Consider the following 17848-nt stretch of genomic DNA (forward strand, 5'->3'; position numbering starts at 1 on the left):
TGTTGATGAGAGCCGCCAGCACGGCAGGGACGTCGAGGGCAGCGAACGCTCTAAGCCCGGCAGACGATCGTCTATCGGGACGCCGCCCTGAGCAGGTTTGCGAGATGGAAGTTCCATCCCTCCTCGTGTGCGGCTCGAAGTCCGTCGCCATCCGGGAGCTGCCCAAAACCTCGTTCCGTCAGCGTGACCGTGCTCAGCTCGCCGTCACTACGGATGTCGAAGCGGACCGTGAGCGGCGCCGGCCATTCCGGCTGCTGCCACACGAAGGCCAGCCGACTCGGCGGTACTGCTTCCGTCACGCGACCGTCAGCGACGTGCTCGCGGCCGCCCTCGGTCCGGGTCTCGCGCACGGCCGAGCCGACCTCGGGAGTCAGCACAAGCTCAGGCCACCAGGAGTCGCGCTCGTCCGTAAGCGCGCACCACAGCCCCTCCACGGAGGACATCGATGTGACGGTGATCGACAGCGAGTCAGCGCACATGCTCAGACGCTAGTGCGTCTGCCCAGGCCTGGCGCCGATGTACCGGCCGCCGAACCCCTTACGGACACCTCGCGTCGCTGGTGGGTGTTCTACGGACAAGTCCTCGTGAGTGATGACGCGCAGCGCCGTGATCCCTTGGCGACCTCTGGAAGCATGCCAGCGTGAACACCTCAGCCAGTCGGCGTGCCCATGGCTTCTGCGCCGCCTTCGTCATCGTCGCCACGGCAACCGTGTCCGGATGCTCTACAAGCGACATCGACACGCGGGCGCCCCCTCAGGGCATGACAGCAACCGCCGAGATCTTGGACCAATTCGACGGGTACCTCAGCGCCGGACTCAAGGTCGAGAACACGAGCGACACGCCCCTGCTGTTTGAAGCTGACGACGACATGGTGATCGACGGTGCTGGCGGACCCGACTGGTCACTCCCCTTCGGCCCCCGACCCGTGAGCGGCAAGATCGACGGTTACGCACTCGAGGAAGAGTGGCCAATCGAACTCAGCCCCGGTGCTGTCGCGACGACCGCGTTCCTGATGGACGAGAACTACGAGAAGGCTGTTCTCACCGTCTCTTCGATCAACGGCGGCTCAATCACCTTCTTCACCGATTAACGCGCCCGCCGACCGATCGTCTATCGGGACAGCTCGTCAGATCGACTCCCGAACTACGGCCCACGACGCCTCGTACGGTTGGGTCATGGACCCGTTGTCTAGCGCCGCCCTCTTCGTTGCAATCACAAGCGCGATTCTCTACGCGCTTTACTGGGTAATTCGACGTGCCGTGGCAGCAGGAATGAGAGACGCAGAGGATCGCCCGTAGCCCGATCCCCTGAAGGGCACCACCCGCACGGCAGCGGTGTCACAATGCGCACGTGCAATCTCACGCAGCCCGCAGACGCCGTCGCGTAGCTATCGTTCTTGTCGTCGCCGGCCTAGTGATGCTCCTTGCCCCAGTTCTTGCTGGCGCGATCGCGTCGGGCGTTGCGTGGTTGGCTTGGCTCGCACGCTCTCTTCCCGCCGCCCTTGCCATCGCGGGCATCATGGTCTGGTACCGGGCAGACAAGGTTTTCGACCGCGGGTTCGAGCCAGAAGGGCCATCAGACGACAAGTCCCACCACGCTTCAGCGTTGACCGACCCCCTAATAAGACGATGCGTACAGCGTCTCTGCGTGCTCTCGCGGCATGAATCTCTGGGCGAAGTCGCGCTCGTTCGGAGTCCAGACGTCGGTCCACAGCGCCTCGTGACGTCGACCTAGCTCCCTGTCGCGGGCCATGCCGCGGCTGACGGCGACGTCGAGCTCGACATCGCACCAGACCGTGACGTCTAGGGAAGGCAGGGCCTCAGGGTGGAAAAGGCCGATGAGATCGACGACGAGAATCTCGGCGCGAGGAACCGGCTCCGGAGCACCGAGGGCCCCTACCGCCCAGCCATACCGTCGGAACTCGCCCGGCTGCTGACCACGGAAGGGCTCCAAGACACTCGAAACAAGACGTTGCCGCTCCACTCCGTCCCAGTCCGCAGAGCGGAGGTGAGAGCGTGCAGGATCGAGAAAGTCGTCACCGCGCATCCTCACGGCGCCAGGCAGGGCCTCGACAATGCGGCGCGCGAGCGTGGACTTGCCTGACCCGCAGAAGCCCGAGATACCGACCACAATGGGGCGGCCCGCCGACCCGGCTCTGATTGCGACATGCTCGACGACTTCGCCCTGATCCATGCCACGACCCTACGAGCTCACCCCGGTAGCCGATCCCCTATCGGACGCACACTCGCGCCGAAGGTTCACAGCTAGCCATGACGTCGGCCAGGATCGAGGCATGGTCAACCCTCGAGATGATGCCTGGCTGGAGTTGACGGAACTCATCGCAGCCTCGCCCGTGAACGTCGTCGTCTGCCCGCCGCACGAAGACTCTGCGACCGGGACGGCGCTGGCACTCGGAACGAGCTCCTACCTTGGTGCGCTCGCTCGCAACACTTCCGGCGTCCTCGTCGACGACGGATGGTTACCTCTACTCGGAGGCAGCTCGGGAAAGGACGGTCTTCCCGGTCTCGACGAGGCAAGTGCCGGCACCCCCGGGCTGCTCGTCGTCGCTCACGACGTCCTTGGTGGCGCCTTCGCCCTCGACGGTGGAGCCCTGGGCAGAGGTGACGGCTCCGTCTATCACTTCTCGGTCGACTCGTTGAGCTGGGAGGACCTCGAGCTGGGCCACGCCGACTTCGTGACCAGGATGCTCGCCGGAGCGACCGAGAGCTTCTACGAGTCACTCCGCTGGCCGGGGTGGCAGGACGACCTCGCCGATCTGAGCCCGAAGCAGGGCCTATCCCTCTACCCCTACCCCTTCACGGCCGAGGGCAAGGACGTGAGCGATGCCAGCAAGCAGGCTGTGCCCATGACGGAGCTGCTCGGCATCTACAACGACGTAGCCGAACAACTCGGACTCAGCCGCGGAGTGCCCGCCGCCTGGGCCCAGGCATTCGATGCTGTGTCGCAGACCGATCCCCTATTGGGCGTGTATCAGTAAGCGTCGACGATGCCCGGTGTTTTCTCCGCGCCCTCGATGACAGCGAGCAGCAGTGCGTTGAGCTGTGCGCTCCGCGACGCGTCCAGCCCGAACATGCTGAGGTCGTTCGTCGCCAGGGCCACCTGCTGCACCGCGTCGAGCACGGCCTGGCCGGCTGGCGTGCTCGCGGCGGGGTTCCTCCGGCCGCGGGCGCGGATGCCCACCCGGCGGACGAGACCGCGACGTTCCATCCCGTCGAGCACGTCCGACATGCTCTGCGGGCGAACGAAGACGGCCCGAGCGATCTCCGCCGACGTGAGCTCAGCACCGTCCGCCAGGCACGACAGCACGCCGAACTGCACGAGGCTCACGTCGTGCTCCGCCATCCCCGCGGTGATCTGGGAGCCGATGATGCGCGCGACCTTTACCGCGTTCCAGCCCAGCACGGACTCGAGCCCGCGACCTCCATCGTCACCCATGCGTGCCTCCTCGTCGACGATCTCCGAAAAACAGGAACCTGCTTTTTGCGCTACGGTGCAGGAACCTGCTTCTCAGGACCTCCTCGCAGTGTGCACCACCCACCCGCGCCACACCGAACCGACACGACAGGACAGGCACCATGACGACACCCGCACTCCCCGACGACCGAGGCCGCTGGGGCGCCTATGACGAGCTCGGCACGCTGAACTTGATCGACGACGCCGCCAGGGCCCGCGCCGCTGAGGAGGTGCGGATCGGCCGGAGCGTGTCGCTCGCGTACCCGGTCGAACCCGCCTCGATGCTCGGCGGGCCGTTCGCTACCCCCGCACCGCCGTCGCACCCCGTGCAGCAGGCGCTGCTCTACACGGGCACGCCGCCCATGGGGATGTCCGAGGTCCTCGTCGTGACGCCGCACCACCCGGCGATGACGCACATCGACGCTTTCGCCCACATGCCCGTCGACGGCACCGTGTACCCGGGCCGGCCACTCGAAGAAGCCGTCACGGCCGGAGGCGTCGTGCACGGCTCCACGACCGCCTTCGCCGCCGGGATCACGACGCGGGGAGTCCTGCTCGACCTGGCACCGGAGGGGCGGCTGCCGTCCGCGCACCCCATCACCTCGGCGGACCTCGATGCAGCCGAAGCACGGGCGGGGGTCAAGGTGCTGCCCGGTGACGCCGTGGTGGTCCGCAGCGGCTGGGGCTTCAGCTGGGACGCCGAGACCCAGGCACCGGGCATGACCGTCGACGCGGTGGCGTGGGTGAACCACCGTGGCGTCTCGCTCTACGCCGGCGACGTCAGCGACTCGTTCCCGCCGAGCGACCCGGAGATGCCCATGCCGATGCACATGGTCGGGCTGGCCCGGCTGGGCATGCCCCTGGTCGACAGCGTCGCCACGGACGACCTCGCCGCGACCTGCGCCGAGCTCGGCCGACACGCTTTCCTGCTCAGCATCGCCCCGCCCCGCCTCCACGGCCTCACCGGCGTGCCGGTGAACCCCCAAGCCATCTTCTAGACCAACACCACGGCCGTGCGCGCCGCAATGACCGATCGTCTATCGGAACAGCTCGTGAGATCAACTCCCGAACTACGGCCCACGACGCCTCGTACGGTTAGGTCACGGACCCGTTGTCTAGCGTCGCCCTCTTCGTTGCAGTCACGAGCGCGATTCTTTACGCGGTCTACTGGGTGATTCGACGTGCCGTGGCAGCAGGCATCAAAGACGCAGACGATCGTCCGTAGCCCGATCCTTCACCGGGCACCAGGCGCTGGGCCGACACACGGCTACGTTGCGAGGGCAGCTCAGACCCCGCTGTGAATGGCGGGGTTCCTGGGTTCGCCCAGGTTCCCCGTCAGGGATCGGATCCCCTATCGGGACGGCTCGTCAAGGCTTGCGGCGCACACCCTGTCGGTAGCCGAGCCACGCTGCCAGCACGAGCAAGCTGACGATGACAATGACCGCGCCCACGAGGCTCGCGGTCGAGAACAAGTGCACGCCGTCGGCGGTGAACGTCGTGTCTGACAGGGGCGCATAGGCGAACCACCCGAAGGACATTGGCTGCGCCGAGGCGATGGCAAGGACGACGACGCCCACAACCAATGCGGCCAAACCGGCAACCAGAACGAGGCGGGAGATCAGGCCGGTACGACGCGTCATGCCTGGACCATAGCGCGCCATTTCGCGCACCAGGATGCCCCGAGAGTTGCCCGCCGTCCAACAGGCTGATGGATGTGGCCGGTGGTCGATCCCCCATCGGACCCCGCCCTTCGGCCTCGACCACGCGGTCGAAGTTCGCTAACTTCAAACATCACTACTTCTCGGAGGCGTCGTGCTCTCGATCGTCATCGCCCCAGTGGCCCTCATCATCGTGCTGGCCCTGCTCGGGATGGCCATCCTCGGGACTGCCAGAACGAGTCCTACCCAGAAGCGCCAGGATGCTGAGGCGAGAGAGCGTCGGCAGGCCCGTGCAGATCGAGGGAGGACAGGTGATGCGACCGCGAACACCGCTACGACCTTGGGCTCTCCAGGCGACGAGGCGGTCCGCTAGCCGATCCCCTATCGGGCGCTAAAGCGCCCCCCCAAGTTCTAGATTTAGCGCTCGAGGCCGCCACGAATCGCGGTCTGGCAAGCAACGCCAGAACAAACGACGCTGTAGAACGGTCAAGTGATTGATCTAGCCGAAACTCGTTCGCTTGAACTCGATACACCCAAAACCGTCGACGAAGCGAGCCAAGTTCTGGCTGGGTGGCTTGCCGAGAAAAGCCGGGCACCACGAGAGGCAAGCGCAGAAGGCGCCCTGGACCTGGGCTCGCGATTTGCTTATCGAATGTGGGGCGCTAGCAGACGGGGCCAGGCCAGGCTTCCGATGCGACTGACTTGGCGTGTGAGCGGAAGCGGAAGTGAGAGCAACGTCTCTCTCCACATGCGCAGCAACGAGGGCCGGTACCTCGTCCGTACCTATCAACATCACCTCATCTACGAGCGCACTTTCGATCAGCTGGTCAGAGAGGTGAACGCAGTGTTTGAGTAGCCGATCGGCTATCGGGACCATCGACAGGTCAACATCATGGCGATGGTGCGTCGTCGCCCGCTTGTCTCGGCGCAGCGACTGATGACGGATCGTCGATGTCCGAGGGGCGACTGAGCCAACCCGGGCCGTCGCGTCGAAGCTGCTTGAGCTGGAGACTCGGTTCGGAAGGGACCTCAAACTCTTGCCTCAGCAGACGCCACTGGAGAACAACCCCGACGATGACGCCCGATGTAAAGAAGGGCACCCCGACCAAGACCAACAGCCACAGCGGCCAACGCTTCAGACCCCGACCCAACGGAGCCCACGGGTCCCACCCGACGGACCCCCCGCCCCAAACGATGAGCACGAGGAACCCGGCACTGACAACGGCTGCCACCCATGGATGTGCACGAAAGAACGATTCGACCCAGCCTGGGCTGCCGTTGCGCACCATGCACCAGATCCTACGGGTCGCTCTTGTCGCGGCTGCTGTCGGCCTGACGCGGTGCATCTCTTTCGTTGTATGGGCGCAGTTGCTGTGCAGCGGTGCGAAGCATGTCCTCCCAAAGGCGGTGGGCTGGGACGTCCGTCACAAGCCAAGGGCCGGCAGCTCCGCCCGCTCGGACAGCGCTTACCGGCATGGCCTTCAATAGCGGGCCGCTCCTCGTCACTGCGCAACCGGGGCCGAATCCCCGCACCTCGCCCGCCTGAGGATCGGATATCGGGCACGAGAGCGCCTTGGCGCGCAACCATCAATCAATACGGAACACTGAGAGTCTCTGGCTGCAGCCCGGACCCGCGAGCCGATGCGCCAGAGCGGCGCTTCTCTGGGGAGTCCTGGCCGTGTTCACACTCTTGCTTGCTGTGATCGTGCTCGCGCGCGGGAACGTTACGTGGTGGGGTCAAGTCGACCTGATCGCGGCACCCGTCTTGATCGGCGCTCTGGCGCTCATCTACGGCGCCAGCTATCGGGTGCACAGCGTGCGGGAGTCGCGAGGGGAGTAGCAGAGCGTCTCGGAGGCCCATCGTCTATCGGGACGAAGCTCGCGGAAGCGCTTGGCGGACCCATCGTTGTTCCTCGAGTCCCGTTCCGAGGTCGGTCTGACTGTCCCCGGCGGGGTGAAACCCGTGCTTCGAGTAGAAACTCTGCGCTCGCTCATTGAACGAGAACACGAGCAGGTGCGCATCCTCATCTCCAAGCGCCGCCCGAAGCAATCGGGCAGCAACACCAGTGCCGTGAGCTCGCTCATCGACATAGATAGTCGACAGTTCCAGCGCCGGCAGGCCATCCACGGCCCGGTCCCAACGTGTGGTGCTGGCAACGCCGAGCAGGACGCCATCGTCAGACAGGGCCATTAACACCCGACGAGAACCGTTAGCGATCCGTTCTACCCAGCGAGTGGCACGAGTCTGATGGGTCGTCGCGTCGAGGAACTCGTCAGGGGCGATGCCTCTGTATGTCTGCTCCCAGCATCGGGTCTGAAACAGGCCGATCGCTTCTGCGTCGACAATCTTGGCCTGAACGATGTGTGTCACCTATCCAGTGTCGTGGGGGGTGCCCCTCAGTGCTCTGACTGTTCGCTCACCGATGGGCTGCTCACACACGCCAAGGAGCACTATGAGCCTCTTGGTGGGGTCATGTGTCACCGCCGAGAAATGGACCCTCGCGAGTAGCAGGGCTGTCCACCGCCAGCGGGCCCAGGGCGTTGTCGTCTGAACACGTTGGAGCGGGGTAGAAGCGGCTCCCCGAAGCGGGGTTGTAGGCATACCAACGGCCGCCACCGACCTTCTCGATGAGGGCGCGAGCCTGCGCAACCTGCCGCTCAGCCCGGGCGTGGAAGGCCTTGGCTGCCCGGGGGTTGATGGGCGCCTCCGCTGACCGGAAGACCTGACGTCCCTCGACGATGAGGTGGACTTCGACGCCGCGCCCGAGCTCGTCGGACAGCCGCCCAGCGAGGGCGCGACCGGTGACGGCGAAGTCGTACTCGTCTTGCGACGCGTGGGTCGCGCGGTCTGGATCGAGGCGCGATCGGTGGAACGACTCCCACGCGTGTAGATCGTCCTCAAGTTCCTGCGACAGGTGGGCCTCTGCGTAGTCGACCGCCCCGCCGGACCAGAGAACGGTCCCGGCGTAGTCGGGAAAGACCCGCACGATCAAACGGCCGTCCTGTGAACGCTCGGTCATGCCGAGAACATACCTCCCCGCCGAACGACCCTCAGGCCCGTTCCTCCCGAGGATCCCCCACCGGGCACGCCGTTCAGCAGCAGGGCAGCTCGCATGCGTGCACCTCTCGTCCTGTTGCCGCACGTGGCTGCACACCACTTCGTTTCACCGGTCGACGAGTGCTGGGGCTTCGTGCCAGGACAGATTGACCAGGTCACTTTGCGAGGTCGCGGCTGTCGTGGGTGTCGTGGGTGGCGAGGAGGCGCGGGTCGCCTACCTGCCGGAGTGGCGACGCGAACACCCAGACGACCGTGAGGAGGGTGCCGGCGCACCCCAGGGCGATGCCGGTGCGGGTGCCGAGGGCGTCTCCGACGACGCCTCCGGCCGCGGCGCCGATGGCGATGACACCGTACGAGAGCCATCGCATGGTGGCGTTGACGCGTCCGAGCAGGTGATCCGGCGTCCGGAGCTGACGGAGCGTCAACGCGACGACGCTCGAGCCACGGAACTCAACGGCAGGCCCCGCAAAACCCTCGGCTACCGAACCCCGGCAGAGGCATTCGAGGAGCTACTCTCGGACCCGAAACAACCGCCCGTTGCAACGACCCCTTGAAACCGCCCATCCCCTATCGGACAGGGAACGGGCGTGCCGGCCGACTGACGACGTCAGAGAGCCCGTGTCATCTTCAACTCAACCTCGGAGCCGGCTGCGACAGCGAATCCGTTCCTCTCATAGGTGCGCCGGGCCGACTCGTTCTCGGCCATGACCGACAACTCGAGGCGCGATGCCCCCGCGGCTGCTGCCCAAGTCGCAACGGCATCGATGAGCAAGGTCGCGACTCCTCTTCCTCGCGCTGCGGGATCCACCCACAGGGAAATGAGTTCTGCACCAGCACCGGGCCGTGCTGACGGCGTTCCGGTCACCATGCCGATAGGACAGCCCGTTCCTTCATCAAGGGCTACAAGGTCGATCGCCCCCGGAATGGAGAGACGCTCACGCCAACGACCCTCATCAGCGTCGACCCAGTCAGCCGACCGAGAGCCGAAAGCCTCCGGGGCCTCGGCCAGCGCCGCAAGCCTCAAGGAACGCCAGACTCTCCAGTCATCGGACGACAAAGTGATCAGCGTGACCATCATGCGGTCACGCTAGCGACCCAAGCCTGCTCCCCCATCGGGACAGCCTCTTACCTCCAGATCTGCCCCTCAGCGAGTCTCACTCGTTACCGTGGGGCCATGCGAGCCACTGGCGTCACCGTCGGCATTCCGGTGCGAGATCTCGATCGAGCGACAGCCTGGTACACATCGACGTTCCAGTTGGACGATCCTGATCTCGAGCCCATGGAGGGTCTCGTGGAGTTCGACCTGGGGCCATTCTGGCTGCAACTCACTCACCGCCCTGAAGATGCCGGTCGTGACGGAATCATGGTCAACCTCAGCGTCCCGGACGCTGGTGCCGAGCGCGAGCGCCTCGCAAAGCTCGGACACGACGTGAGCGAATTACAGCGCTACGAGGCTGTTGTCGAGTTCTTCGAGCTACGAGATCTGGACGGAAACAAGATCGGCTTCGTGACCGAACTGACCTAAGCCCGGCCACCGATCGCTTATTGCGACACCGACGATGGTCGAGGTCTTCAGCGGTATAGACGCAGCCAGACAACGCCCAAGGCTCCGACGATGATCAGGTTGAGAACACGGAGTGAGTTCCACTACTTACGAGGGATGCCACCACACTGCCCGTTGCATATCGTGGGTTGAGTGTTCTGGTTGCTCGTGCTCGGTCCAAGCCTGTTGACGGGTGTGGCCCTCGTGATCGCACGCTGGATACCTCGTGGCGGCCGACGCTCCATGCACCACCTGAGCCGGTACGCGATGGTTTTCTGGGGCGGCCTTGCCGCGCTCTGTGTCGCGACGCTCGCTCTCGACTTGCAGTTCCCCGAGGACGTCACCTGGTGGGCGTTCTTCGGGTTCGTACCCAACGTGGCTGGTGCCTTCGTGGCCTTCATGGCCTTCGCAGCCACTCCACCGTCCCTCTCTGCGCCAGAGGCGCCACAGGACTGAGCACGTCAGCGAACCGGTAGCCGATCCCCTGTCGGGCGGCGACTCAGCCCTGATCCTCGGTATCGATAGACGCTTCGTACGCCTCATACGGGAGAGCTTTGAGGTAGAACGTGGCCTTACGCGCGCAGCAGCGCAGGCGGTCGGGTTCGGCACGCGGGCAGCACCCGGACTGGTCGCGATCTGCACAGAAGCCCGCCGTACGCTCCGTCAGAGCCGGTAGGCGGTCTGTTCTCGGATTCCTCGGCATCGCGGACGGCTGCAGGGCTCGAGCGCTCGATGAACGAGCGTGGTTCCCGTCATCGGGGGCGTGAACACAGTGCTGGAAAACGAGTGACCACACGGTTTTCACTAGCCTGACCGCATGACGATTCAGATCCCCGGCATCGAGACCTCGTTCCGCCCATTCCCCGACGACCGCTGGTCGGTGGATACCGCCTCGGGCAGCGTCAGCGTGTCCAGCATTCCCGGCACCGACATCTTCACCGACCCGGGCGGAGACGAGGGCGACCAGGTCACGTCCTCGACACTGCACAACGCCGCGACGCTTTTGACCGATGCTCCCGCTGGCGACTTCCAGCTCAGCGCGCGCGTCTGCGTCCGCTTCGCGGGCACGTTCGATGCCGGCGTACTCTTCCTGCGCTACGACCGTGAGACATGGGCGAAGCTCTGCTTCGAGTTCTCGCCGCGCGGGCAGGGCATGATCGTCAGCGTCGTCAACGATCGCGTGTCCGACGACGCCAACGCCTTCACGGTCGACGCTGATCACGTGCACCTGCGCGTATCCCGCAAGGGCGCGGTCTTCGCCTTCCACGCATCACCGGATGGCGAACGGTGGATGCTGATCCGAGCGTTCTCCCTCCCCGATGGCCACAAGCCGCTCGAGATCGGATTCGAGGCCCAGTCACCCCAGAGCGACGGCTGCCACGTCGTCTTCGATGAACCGCGCCTCGTGCAGCGCACGATCTCCGATTTCCGCGACGAATCGTGAATCGCCGTCCTAGCGGGCTAGTGATCGGTTATGAACCGCTCCAAGGAGAACTGAGCCCGTGCCGAGCGTGAGCGCATCACATGACCTCACCTCGCGCGGGCACTCCGGTGAATGTCTTCGTCTCGAATGCTATGGGGACACCAACGGCTGTCCGGAGCGAACTGCAGTCCATCGCCTGAATGTGGACGTGAGGTTGCGAACTCGCTCCTGAATTCCCGCATTCGCCGATCAACGTATCCGGCGACACGTCATCTCCTGGACGCACGCGGATCGATTCTCTCCGGAGATGCGCGTAGGCAATGTAGCGACCGTCAGAGGCTTCGATCGTGACGAAGTTCCCGAATGTGCCACGATGACCGATCAGGCCTCGGACGAGGTTCTCCACGAGAAGTAACGGAAGAGATGCCCATGAGTCACGGCTGCGATGGTCTCGTGCCTTGTCGTGCACGCTGACGACCTGACCGATGACACCGGCCCGGACGGGCATCGCGAAGCCAGCGAAATCCTCAGGCAGTCGGGGGCGACCGAGAAGAGACATATCCACAGAGTCGCGCGCGTCCACGAGGTCGATCGCCCACGTCTGGGCGAAGAGATGCGTCCCATGGCTCGGCACTTTCGTCGCGGGCGAGGAGACCGCCCTCCACTCCCCCGTCAACGGCGCACGAACGACGACGGGCGCCCTTGGGCGTGGCCTTCCCGCGAAGTGAGTCGCAACCATCCCCAGGACCAGCAGGAGAACGACCAACGCCAGAAGGCTGCGCCAGCGGGCGAGATCCTCGCTCAGCGGTAGAAGATTTCCCAGGCCCACTACGACGGCGAGGAAGATCGCCGATGTCGTGATGGGCTGACGAAGCGATGCCACCGTACGAGTCAGCGCAGATGGCGCTTTCACCGGCACGTCGTGCTGTCTAGTCACCGTGTCACCGCCGCGAGGCAAGCGAGCAGAGGAACGACTCGCGAGGCGGGTATCGCGTAATGCCCCCGGCCTGAACTCTGGAGCCACCCCGCCGAGAGCAGAAGTCGAATGTGATGATGAAGCTGCCCAGTCGTCCCCACCTCCGGCATGTCAGCAAGCTGCGCAGTCGCCCCTTGGCCGACCGCTACGGCCTGGAGAATGGCCAACCTCACCGGGTGCCCGAGGGCACTGAGATCCTCCGCCGAGTTCGCCCACACACCCGCGACGAGATCGGCCACTGACGCACTCTGCTGCCAGTCGTAGGTACCTCCGCCCGGCAGGGCCACCGCACCGACGAGCATGACCTCGCCCTCGTCATCGTCGAGCCGACTCCTCAGCCCCTCGAGCGCCCAGAACTTAGCGGCCGTGCGAGCCGAAGGAGCCCTCGACAGACCTGGAACGCGCTCGAGCATGTCGAGGACGGCATCGAGTTTTCCGTTCAGCGCAGCGATCTCGTCGCGGTCGTCATCGCGCATGCCGGCCTCCGTTCGTTCAGTCGCCAAAACGTACCAGACGAATCAGCGCCCTCAATCTGACGCGTAAGTTTGGAATTTCATCTCTTGGCGATCCAGTGGATGCTTATGGGTTCAGCCATCTGAAACAGGTTGTTGATCTCCGTCCGACTTAAGTCTAGATTTACGAACAACGTTCTGAAGAACGCCGGCGGGGGACCGTCCATCAGAAAAGGGGAATCCAATGAAGTCGATTCGAACCAAGATCGCTGTCGCAGCCGCTCTGAGCATGGCGCTCACCGGGACCGCCGTCAGCGCGTCGGCTGCAACGACCGCGGAGTCGGCAGCGCCGTCGAGCTCGATCGTGGCCAGCCAGGCCTTCGCAACCGCCGCCGCCAGCGGGGAAGAGGGCCAGGTCAGCCCGCAGGCGATCCCGGCCATCGTCGGAACGGCCTTCGTCAGTGGTGCCGCGACGGCAGCTGGTGCGGCCGTCGGCGACTGGGTCGCGAAGAAGATCACGGGGATCTGGTCGGTCGAGCAGTCCGTTCAGGACCCGACGATCTTCGACTGAGCAGCGGGCCCGGGCCGGTGACGGTCCGGGCCCCCTGTCCATCAACTGTTCTAGGCCGTATATCAGGGGGAATCGATCGTGGATCGAGCCGAAACACCGCGGGGCCGGGGGCCACGTATCGCAGCAGGGATCGCTATCGTCGGCCTGGTCGCCCACTTCGGACTGACGATCATGCATGTGGGGCCGATCAGCCCCTTATCGCAACAGTTGGCGCCAGTGACGAACGCGTGGATCAACCCCTTCTTCAATCAGAACTGGGAACTCTTCGCGCCGGACCCCGTCAACACGGACATGGGGCTCCTCGTCCAGGCTCGAGGGCCGGACGTAGCCGACGAAGAGGCGTGGGTCGACATCTCGACACCCCTTCTCGAGCGGAAGCTTCACAATCCGCTGCCGGATCACCTCCACTACGTGGTCACCGGCAGCGCACATAATTTCGTCGCCGCGCGACAGGAGGTCATCGATCATCCCTCCGTGGCGGATCAGTTCCCGGAGGCGGAGCCATTCGCAGCAGCCCTCCCCCAGGACGTTCTCGCCGCAGCACCTGAAGACCTGCGGGGCGCCTACGACTTCACCCTCGACTCGCTCATGTCGACCGCGGCCCGCTCGTGGTCTGAACAAATGGGTCAGGAACCGACCGAGGTGAAGATCCGTCTCGTGACTCACACGTTCCCGCGCTGGTCCGAGCGAGCCGATCCCGGCATCGGCGAAGTCGTCTACAGCGACCTGCCCTGGTCCAGCGTCGCGACCGTCGGAGCTGACTCATGATCGGCAGCTCGACGGTCACCGCTGTCACGACGTCCTTCACCACTCGGCGTCACGGGCAGGCGGTCCTCAGCGCGGTCCGCGTCGGTTACGGCCTCACGACCGCTCTCATGCTGCTCGTGAACCTCCCTGTTCGCTCTCGCTTGTGGGGAACCCAAGCCGCTTACGACTGGGAAGCATTCGTCGCGGGCTCCCTGCAAGCAGGACAACCTTCCCTCTATGCGTTGTCGTCGAGCGCTGTCTGGGCAGACATCCTGTACTTCGGCACGGTCGTCGCGGCCATCCTGTTCGCACTCGGTTGGCATACCCGTGTGGTCGCCGTCGTGTTCTTCGTGCTGTTGTGGTCGCTACATGTCAGGAACCCGGTCGTCACCAACGGCGGCGACAACATCATGCGCATCGTCCTGCTCTACATGATCATCGCCAGGACGGACACGTTCTGGTCCTGGCGGGCATATCGCGGGCAGCGCCCTCCCGGCCGGCTTCGTCAGGCTGTCGAGCCGTATGCGATCGTGGCGAACAACGTCGCCCTGGTCGCCTGCGTGGTCCAGGTCTGCGTCCTCTACGTGACCTCTGGGCTGTTCAAAGTGCAGGGAAGGATGTGGCAGGAGGGCACCGCCCTCTACTACGTCATGAGAACAGCCGACTACAACACGTGGCCAGAACTGACCCGACTGATCTATCAATGGCCGGCCGTGGTCGTCATCGCCACGTACGCAGCCGTCTTCGTGCAGGTGTTCCTTCCGGTTTCGCTTCTGGACCAGCGACTGAAGAGGGTCCTTCTCCCGCTTGTTCTGGGCATGCACCTGGCGATCGGCCTCCTCATGGGTCTGCCGTACTTCTCCCTCTTCATGATCGTCACAGATCTGTTCTTCCTGAGGGACAAAGAGCTCCGGGACACCCTCGCGGCGCTCAAGTCACACAGCCGTCGAATTCTCCGTCGGCAATCCCCCGAGGCACGTCCGACACCAGGTCCGGCAACAGTGTTCTCGCTCCCGGGAGGACGAGATGACGGACTGTGATGTCCTCGTGGTGGGTTCCGGACCCAACGGCCTCGCTGCAGCGGTGACCATGGCTCACGCCGGCCTGAGTGTGCTCGTCGTCGAAGGTGAAGAGCGCATCGGCGGCGGGCTCCGGTCCTCCCCCTCCGTCATGGACGGAATCATCCACGACGACTACGCATCAGCTCACCCTCTGGCTCTGACATCACCCTTCTTCCGGCGATGGGGCCTCACCCGACGTGTCGCTATGCGCTCGTCAGATGTCCCGTTCGCGCACGCTACGGCCAGCGAACAAGTGACAGCCCACCGCGACCTCTCGACGACCGCGGCGAAACTCAACGCCCACGACGGAACGGGAACCGCCTACGAGCGACTACTCGGGCCCCTGGTCGATGACCTCGACAACCTCGTGCAGATAGTTCTCGGACATGTGACGAGCCCCCTTCGCACCCCGCAGACCGCGATCCAGATCGGCCTGTCGGCCCTCTCCGCGTCTCAGTTCTTCGGGAACCGCCCCGTGCGCGGTGCGGCCGCGGCATTGCTCGCCGGCGTCGCGGCCCACACGGGGACCTCCCTTCGGGATCCAGCGAGTCTCGCTGCCGGCCTCGTCCTCGCAGCCTGCGCCCATGGTCAAGGCTGGCCCGTGGCGCTCGGTGGCTCCCAATCGATCGCCACCGCCCTCCATGACGATCTCGTGGCCCATGGAGGCCGAGTGGTCACCAGCCATCTCGTCCGCGCCCTCGATGACCTACCGTCAGCGACGGCCGTGCTGTGGGACACCCCGACATCCACACTGGTCGACGTCTACCAGGAGCAGTTGCCCAGCGGCTGGCGACGGGCAGCCATGAGAAAGCAGCGCATGCTCGGCGTCGGCCGGGTCGACCTGGTCCTCGAAGGAAAGCCTCGCTGGAAGAACCCGGAACTCGGCAACGCGGGAACGGTGCACATCGGAGCCGACCGGAACGGGACGGACGCAGCCATACGTCGCACCCTGAGGGGCTCCCACGCACTCCGGCCCTTCATGCTCGTCTCGCAACCAGCAGCATCGGACCCCAGCCGCCGCGTCGACGAGCTCGAGCCCCTGTCCGCCTACGTGCACACACCTCTAGACGATACGACGGACCCCGCTCAGTCCATCCTGGACGCTCTCGATGAACAAGCCCCCGGTCTCCGAGAACAGGTGGTCCGTATGTCGTCCACATCAGCTTCACGCCTCTCCGTGCGGAATCCGAACCTCAGGGGAGGCAACATCACCGGTGGCAGTGGCGGGACATTCGACCTTCTCCGGCGTCTCGGAACGGAACCCTGGCGCGTGCCTTCGGCTGCCATCTACCACTGCTCCGCATCGACTCCGCCAGGACCAGGAGTACACGGCATGAGCGGCTGGCACGCAGCTAAGGCTGCTCTGCGTCAGGAGTTCGGGCTCGACGCGCCCTTCGCATAGACGAGAGCCGCGACCCCCTCGAGATCGAACGGGAACGCGTCTCGTGACCTGTCGACCGATGCGACCTCCTCAGCGCCGGTAGGCGGCCGCCGGGTGCGTCTCGGGGAGGCGCGGGCCGCCTCCCGTGAGCCGCTCGCGCAGGGTCTCCCCCGGCACGTACGCCTCGCGGACGCGCCCGCGGCGGCGGAGCTCGGGCACGATCAGCTCGACGAAGTCGCGCAGCGTGTCGAACGAGTGGTACTGGCGGAGGTTGATGCCGTCGATGCCCTCCTCGTCGAGCCAGCGCTCGATCTCGTCGACCACGACGGTCGGCGTGCCGGCCACGAAGAAGGTGCCGCCCCACGCCTCGTCGACACCGTCGATCAGCTGGCCGACGGTGATGTCGAGCGGCAGGGAGGCGGCACCCGGGTGATCGAGACGACCTTCGATCTCGAGGGCCTCGCGCACCGTCCGGTCGCTCGGGTGGGACAGCGCGTCGAACGGGACGCTGCGGTGCACGAGCCGCCCCTGCGCGCTGGCGGACGACCGGTAGAGAGCGAGCTTCTCGGCGACCTCGGCGTCGGTGCGCCCCGTGATGACACCCGCCTGCACGATGAACCGCACGTCGTCGGCCGCACGGCCCGCCTCGACGGCCGCCGCCCGCGTGGCCGCACCCACCGCCTTGACCGCGGGGCCGCCAGTGAAGACGACCTCCGCGTTGCGGGCCGCCTGCTCGACGCCGTTCGGCGACGCTGTGGCGAGGAAGAGCACCGGGGTCCGCTGCGGCGACGGCTCGCTCAGATGCGGCCCGGCCACCCGGAAGTGCTCACCCTCGTGATCGATGGCATGCACCTTGGCGGGGTCGGTGTAGACGCCCGAACCGGGCTCGAGGCCGTCGGCTCCGGGGTCGGCGACCACCGCATCGTCCTCCCACGACCCCTCCCACAGCTTGTAGAGCACATCGAGGTACTCGGCCGCCCGGGCGTAGCGCTCGGCCTTCGGGATCTCGGCGTCGAGGCCGAAGTTGCGGGCGGCGTTCGGCAGATACGACGTGACGACGTTCCACCCCACCCGACCCTTCGTCAGGTGGTCGAGCGTCGACATGCGCCGCGCGAACGCGAACGGCGGCTCGTAGCTGGTCGAGAACGTGATGCCGAAGCCGAGATGCTCGGTCACCGCCGCCATCGCCGGGACGACGAGCATCGGATCGTTGTTGGGCGCCTGGATGCCCTCGAGCAGGGCGGGCGCCGGGCTGTCGCCGTAGACGTCGTAGGCCCCGAGCACGTCGGCGATGAAGATCGCGTCGAAGCCGCCGCTCTCGGCCAGCCGCGCCAGCTCGAGCCAGTAGGCCATGTCCTTGTACTCGCTGCGGTGGTTGTGCGGCAGACGCCAGAGACCGTGCGTGATGTGCCCGACGCAGTTCATCTCGAAGAGGTTGAGGATGAGCTGCTTCGGCGCGGAGGACTCGGTCATGCGACGATCCTGCCCGATCGGACGGTGGCGG

At 65.5% G+C, this 17848-nt stretch carries 21 protein-coding genes and 1 pseudogene; 11 read left to right on the forward strand and 11 right to left on the reverse strand.

The annotated features are described in order from the left end of the window. Positions 1-71: 71 nt before the first annotated feature. A complete protein-coding gene (locus IFT51_RS03260) occupies positions 72-479 on the reverse strand; it encodes an SRPBCC domain-containing protein (protein WP_192059026.1) in 408 nt (135 codons plus the stop codon). A gap of 161 nt (positions 480-640) precedes the next feature. Here IFT51_RS03260 and IFT51_RS03265 point away from each other — a divergent pair, with 161 nt between their 5' ends. Further along, positions 641-1090 carry a hypothetical protein gene (locus tag IFT51_RS03265; protein ID WP_192059028.1) on the forward strand — a complete coding sequence of 150 codons (450 nt, stop codon included), beginning with the start codon at positions 641-643 and terminating at the stop codon, positions 1088-1090. Between the two features lie 527 nt (positions 1091-1617). On the opposite strand, the gene IFT51_RS03270 is transcribed toward IFT51_RS03265, so the two are convergent. After that, on the reverse strand, positions 1618-2193 hold the full coding sequence (locus tag IFT51_RS03270; protein WP_192059031.1) for a uridine kinase: 576 nt from the start codon (positions 2191-2193) through the stop codon (positions 1618-1620). 100 nt (positions 2194-2293) lie between these two features. On the opposite strand from IFT51_RS03270, the gene IFT51_RS03275 reads away from it, so the two are divergent. Next, positions 2294-2998, forward strand: coding sequence for a DUF2625 family protein (locus IFT51_RS03275; RefSeq protein WP_192059033.1), 705 nt, complete (start codon positions 2294-2296; stop codon positions 2996-2998). Here IFT51_RS03275 and IFT51_RS03280 read toward each other — a convergent pair. After that, positions 2992-3456 (reverse strand): MarR family winged helix-turn-helix transcriptional regulator, encoded by a 465-nt coding sequence (locus tag IFT51_RS03280; RefSeq protein ID WP_192059035.1) that lies wholly within the window; start codon positions 3454-3456, stop codon positions 2992-2994. The genes IFT51_RS03275 and IFT51_RS03280 overlap by 7 nt on opposite strands. Positions 3457-3596: 140 nt before the next feature. On the opposite strand from IFT51_RS03280, the gene IFT51_RS03285 reads away from it, so the two are divergent. Further along, positions 3597-4472: a cyclase family protein gene (locus IFT51_RS03285; RefSeq protein WP_192059037.1), complete on the forward strand. Its 876-nt coding sequence runs from the start codon at positions 3597-3599 to the stop codon at positions 4470-4472. 369 nt (positions 4473-4841) lie between these two features. Here the strand turns inward: IFT51_RS03285 and IFT51_RS03290 are convergent, their stop codons facing one another. The 4 genes from IFT51_RS03290 to IFT51_RS03305 form a co-directional block, all read right to left on the reverse strand. Continuing rightward, positions 4842-5114, reverse strand: a complete 273-nt coding sequence (locus IFT51_RS03290; RefSeq protein ID WP_192059039.1) for a hypothetical protein — start codon at positions 5112-5114, stop codon at positions 4842-4844. Positions 5115-6996: 1882 nt separating this feature from the next. Further along, entirely contained in the window at positions 6997-7503 is a 507-nt protein-coding gene (locus IFT51_RS03295; protein ID WP_192059041.1) for a GNAT family N-acetyltransferase, read from the reverse strand. 100 nt (positions 7504-7603) lie between these two features. Next, a complete protein-coding gene (locus tag IFT51_RS03300) occupies positions 7604-8152 on the reverse strand; it encodes a hypothetical protein (RefSeq protein WP_192059043.1) in 549 nt (182 codons plus the stop codon). Positions 8153-8345: 193 nt separating this feature from the next. Beyond that, the gene (locus IFT51_RS03305; protein ID WP_192059045.1) at positions 8346-8615 is read right to left on the reverse strand and encodes an MFS transporter; all 270 of its coding nucleotides are present in this window, start codon (positions 8613-8615) and stop codon (positions 8346-8348) included. Between the two features lie 9 nt (positions 8616-8624). On the opposite strand from IFT51_RS03305, the pseudogene IFT51_RS15500 reads away from it, so the two are divergent. Continuing rightward, positions 8625-8744 (forward strand): annotated as a pseudogene (locus IFT51_RS15500) (IS30 family transposase); the annotation flags it as partial. A 53-nt stretch (positions 8745-8797) separates the two neighbouring features. Here the strand turns inward: IFT51_RS15500 and IFT51_RS03310 are convergent. After that, entirely contained in the window at positions 8798-9268 is a 471-nt protein-coding gene (locus tag IFT51_RS03310; protein ID WP_197981662.1) for a GNAT family N-acetyltransferase, read from the reverse strand. A 96-nt stretch (positions 9269-9364) separates the two neighbouring features. On the opposite strand from IFT51_RS03310, the gene IFT51_RS03315 reads away from it, so the two are divergent. The 3 genes from IFT51_RS03315 to IFT51_RS03325 all read left to right on the forward strand — a co-directional run bounded on the left by IFT51_RS03315 (position 9365) and on the right by IFT51_RS03325 (position 11177). Beyond that, entirely contained in the window at positions 9365-9715 is a 351-nt protein-coding gene (locus tag IFT51_RS03315; protein WP_192059048.1) for a VOC family protein, read from the forward strand. Positions 9716-9886: 171 nt separating this feature from the next. Continuing rightward, positions 9887-10189, forward strand: a complete 303-nt coding sequence (locus IFT51_RS03320) for a hypothetical protein (RefSeq protein ID WP_192059050.1) — start codon at positions 9887-9889, stop codon at positions 10187-10189. A 361-nt stretch (positions 10190-10550) separates the two neighbouring features. Beyond that, a complete protein-coding gene (locus IFT51_RS03325) occupies positions 10551-11177 on the forward strand; it encodes a DUF1349 domain-containing protein (RefSeq protein WP_192059052.1) in 627 nt (208 codons plus the stop codon). A gap of 76 nt (positions 11178-11253) precedes the next feature. On the opposite strand, the gene IFT51_RS15505 is transcribed toward IFT51_RS03325, so the two are convergent. Together IFT51_RS15505 and IFT51_RS03335 are read right to left on the reverse strand one after the other, a co-directional pair. Further along, entirely contained in the window at positions 11254-12039 is a 786-nt protein-coding gene (locus IFT51_RS15505) for a M23 family metallopeptidase (protein ID WP_192059054.1), read from the reverse strand. Positions 12040-12089: 50 nt separating this feature from the next. Continuing rightward, complete coding sequence (locus IFT51_RS03335) at positions 12090-12608, reverse strand: helix-turn-helix domain-containing protein (protein ID WP_192059056.1); 519 nt, start codon at positions 12606-12608, stop codon at positions 12090-12092. Positions 12609-12828: 220 nt separating this feature from the next. Between IFT51_RS03335 and IFT51_RS03340 the strand changes: the two genes are divergently transcribed. The 4 genes from IFT51_RS03340 to IFT51_RS03355 all read left to right on the forward strand — a co-directional run bounded on the left by IFT51_RS03340 (position 12829) and on the right by IFT51_RS03355 (position 16365). Then, the gene (locus IFT51_RS03340) at positions 12829-13155 is read left to right on the forward strand and encodes a hypothetical protein (protein ID WP_192059059.1); all 327 of its coding nucleotides are present in this window, start codon (positions 12829-12831) and stop codon (positions 13153-13155) included. A gap of 78 nt (positions 13156-13233) precedes the next feature. Continuing rightward, complete coding sequence (locus tag IFT51_RS03345) at positions 13234-13923, forward strand: DUF5819 family protein (protein WP_192059062.1); 690 nt, start codon at positions 13234-13236, stop codon at positions 13921-13923. Continuing rightward, entirely contained in the window at positions 13920-14942 is a 1023-nt protein-coding gene (locus tag IFT51_RS03350; RefSeq protein ID WP_192059063.1) for an HTTM domain-containing protein, read from the forward strand. Before IFT51_RS03345 ends, IFT51_RS03350 begins: the two co-directional genes overlap by 4 nt. Next, a complete protein-coding gene (locus IFT51_RS03355) occupies positions 14929-16365 on the forward strand; it encodes an NAD(P)/FAD-dependent oxidoreductase (protein ID WP_192059065.1) in 1437 nt (478 codons plus the stop codon). The genes IFT51_RS03350 and IFT51_RS03355 overlap by 14 nt, the downstream gene beginning before the upstream one ends. Positions 16366-16434: 69 nt before the next feature. Here the strand turns inward: IFT51_RS03355 and IFT51_RS03360 are convergent, their stop codons facing one another. After that, positions 16435-17817 (reverse strand): NtaA/DmoA family FMN-dependent monooxygenase, encoded by a 1383-nt coding sequence (locus IFT51_RS03360; RefSeq protein WP_192059067.1) that lies wholly within the window; start codon positions 17815-17817, stop codon positions 16435-16437. Positions 17818-17848: the final 31 nt, after the last annotated feature.

Origin of the sequence: Frigoribacterium sp. CFBP 13712 (assembly GCF_014842255.1) — a bacterium.
GTDB lineage: Bacteria > Actinomycetota > Actinomycetes > Actinomycetales > Microbacteriaceae > Frigoribacterium.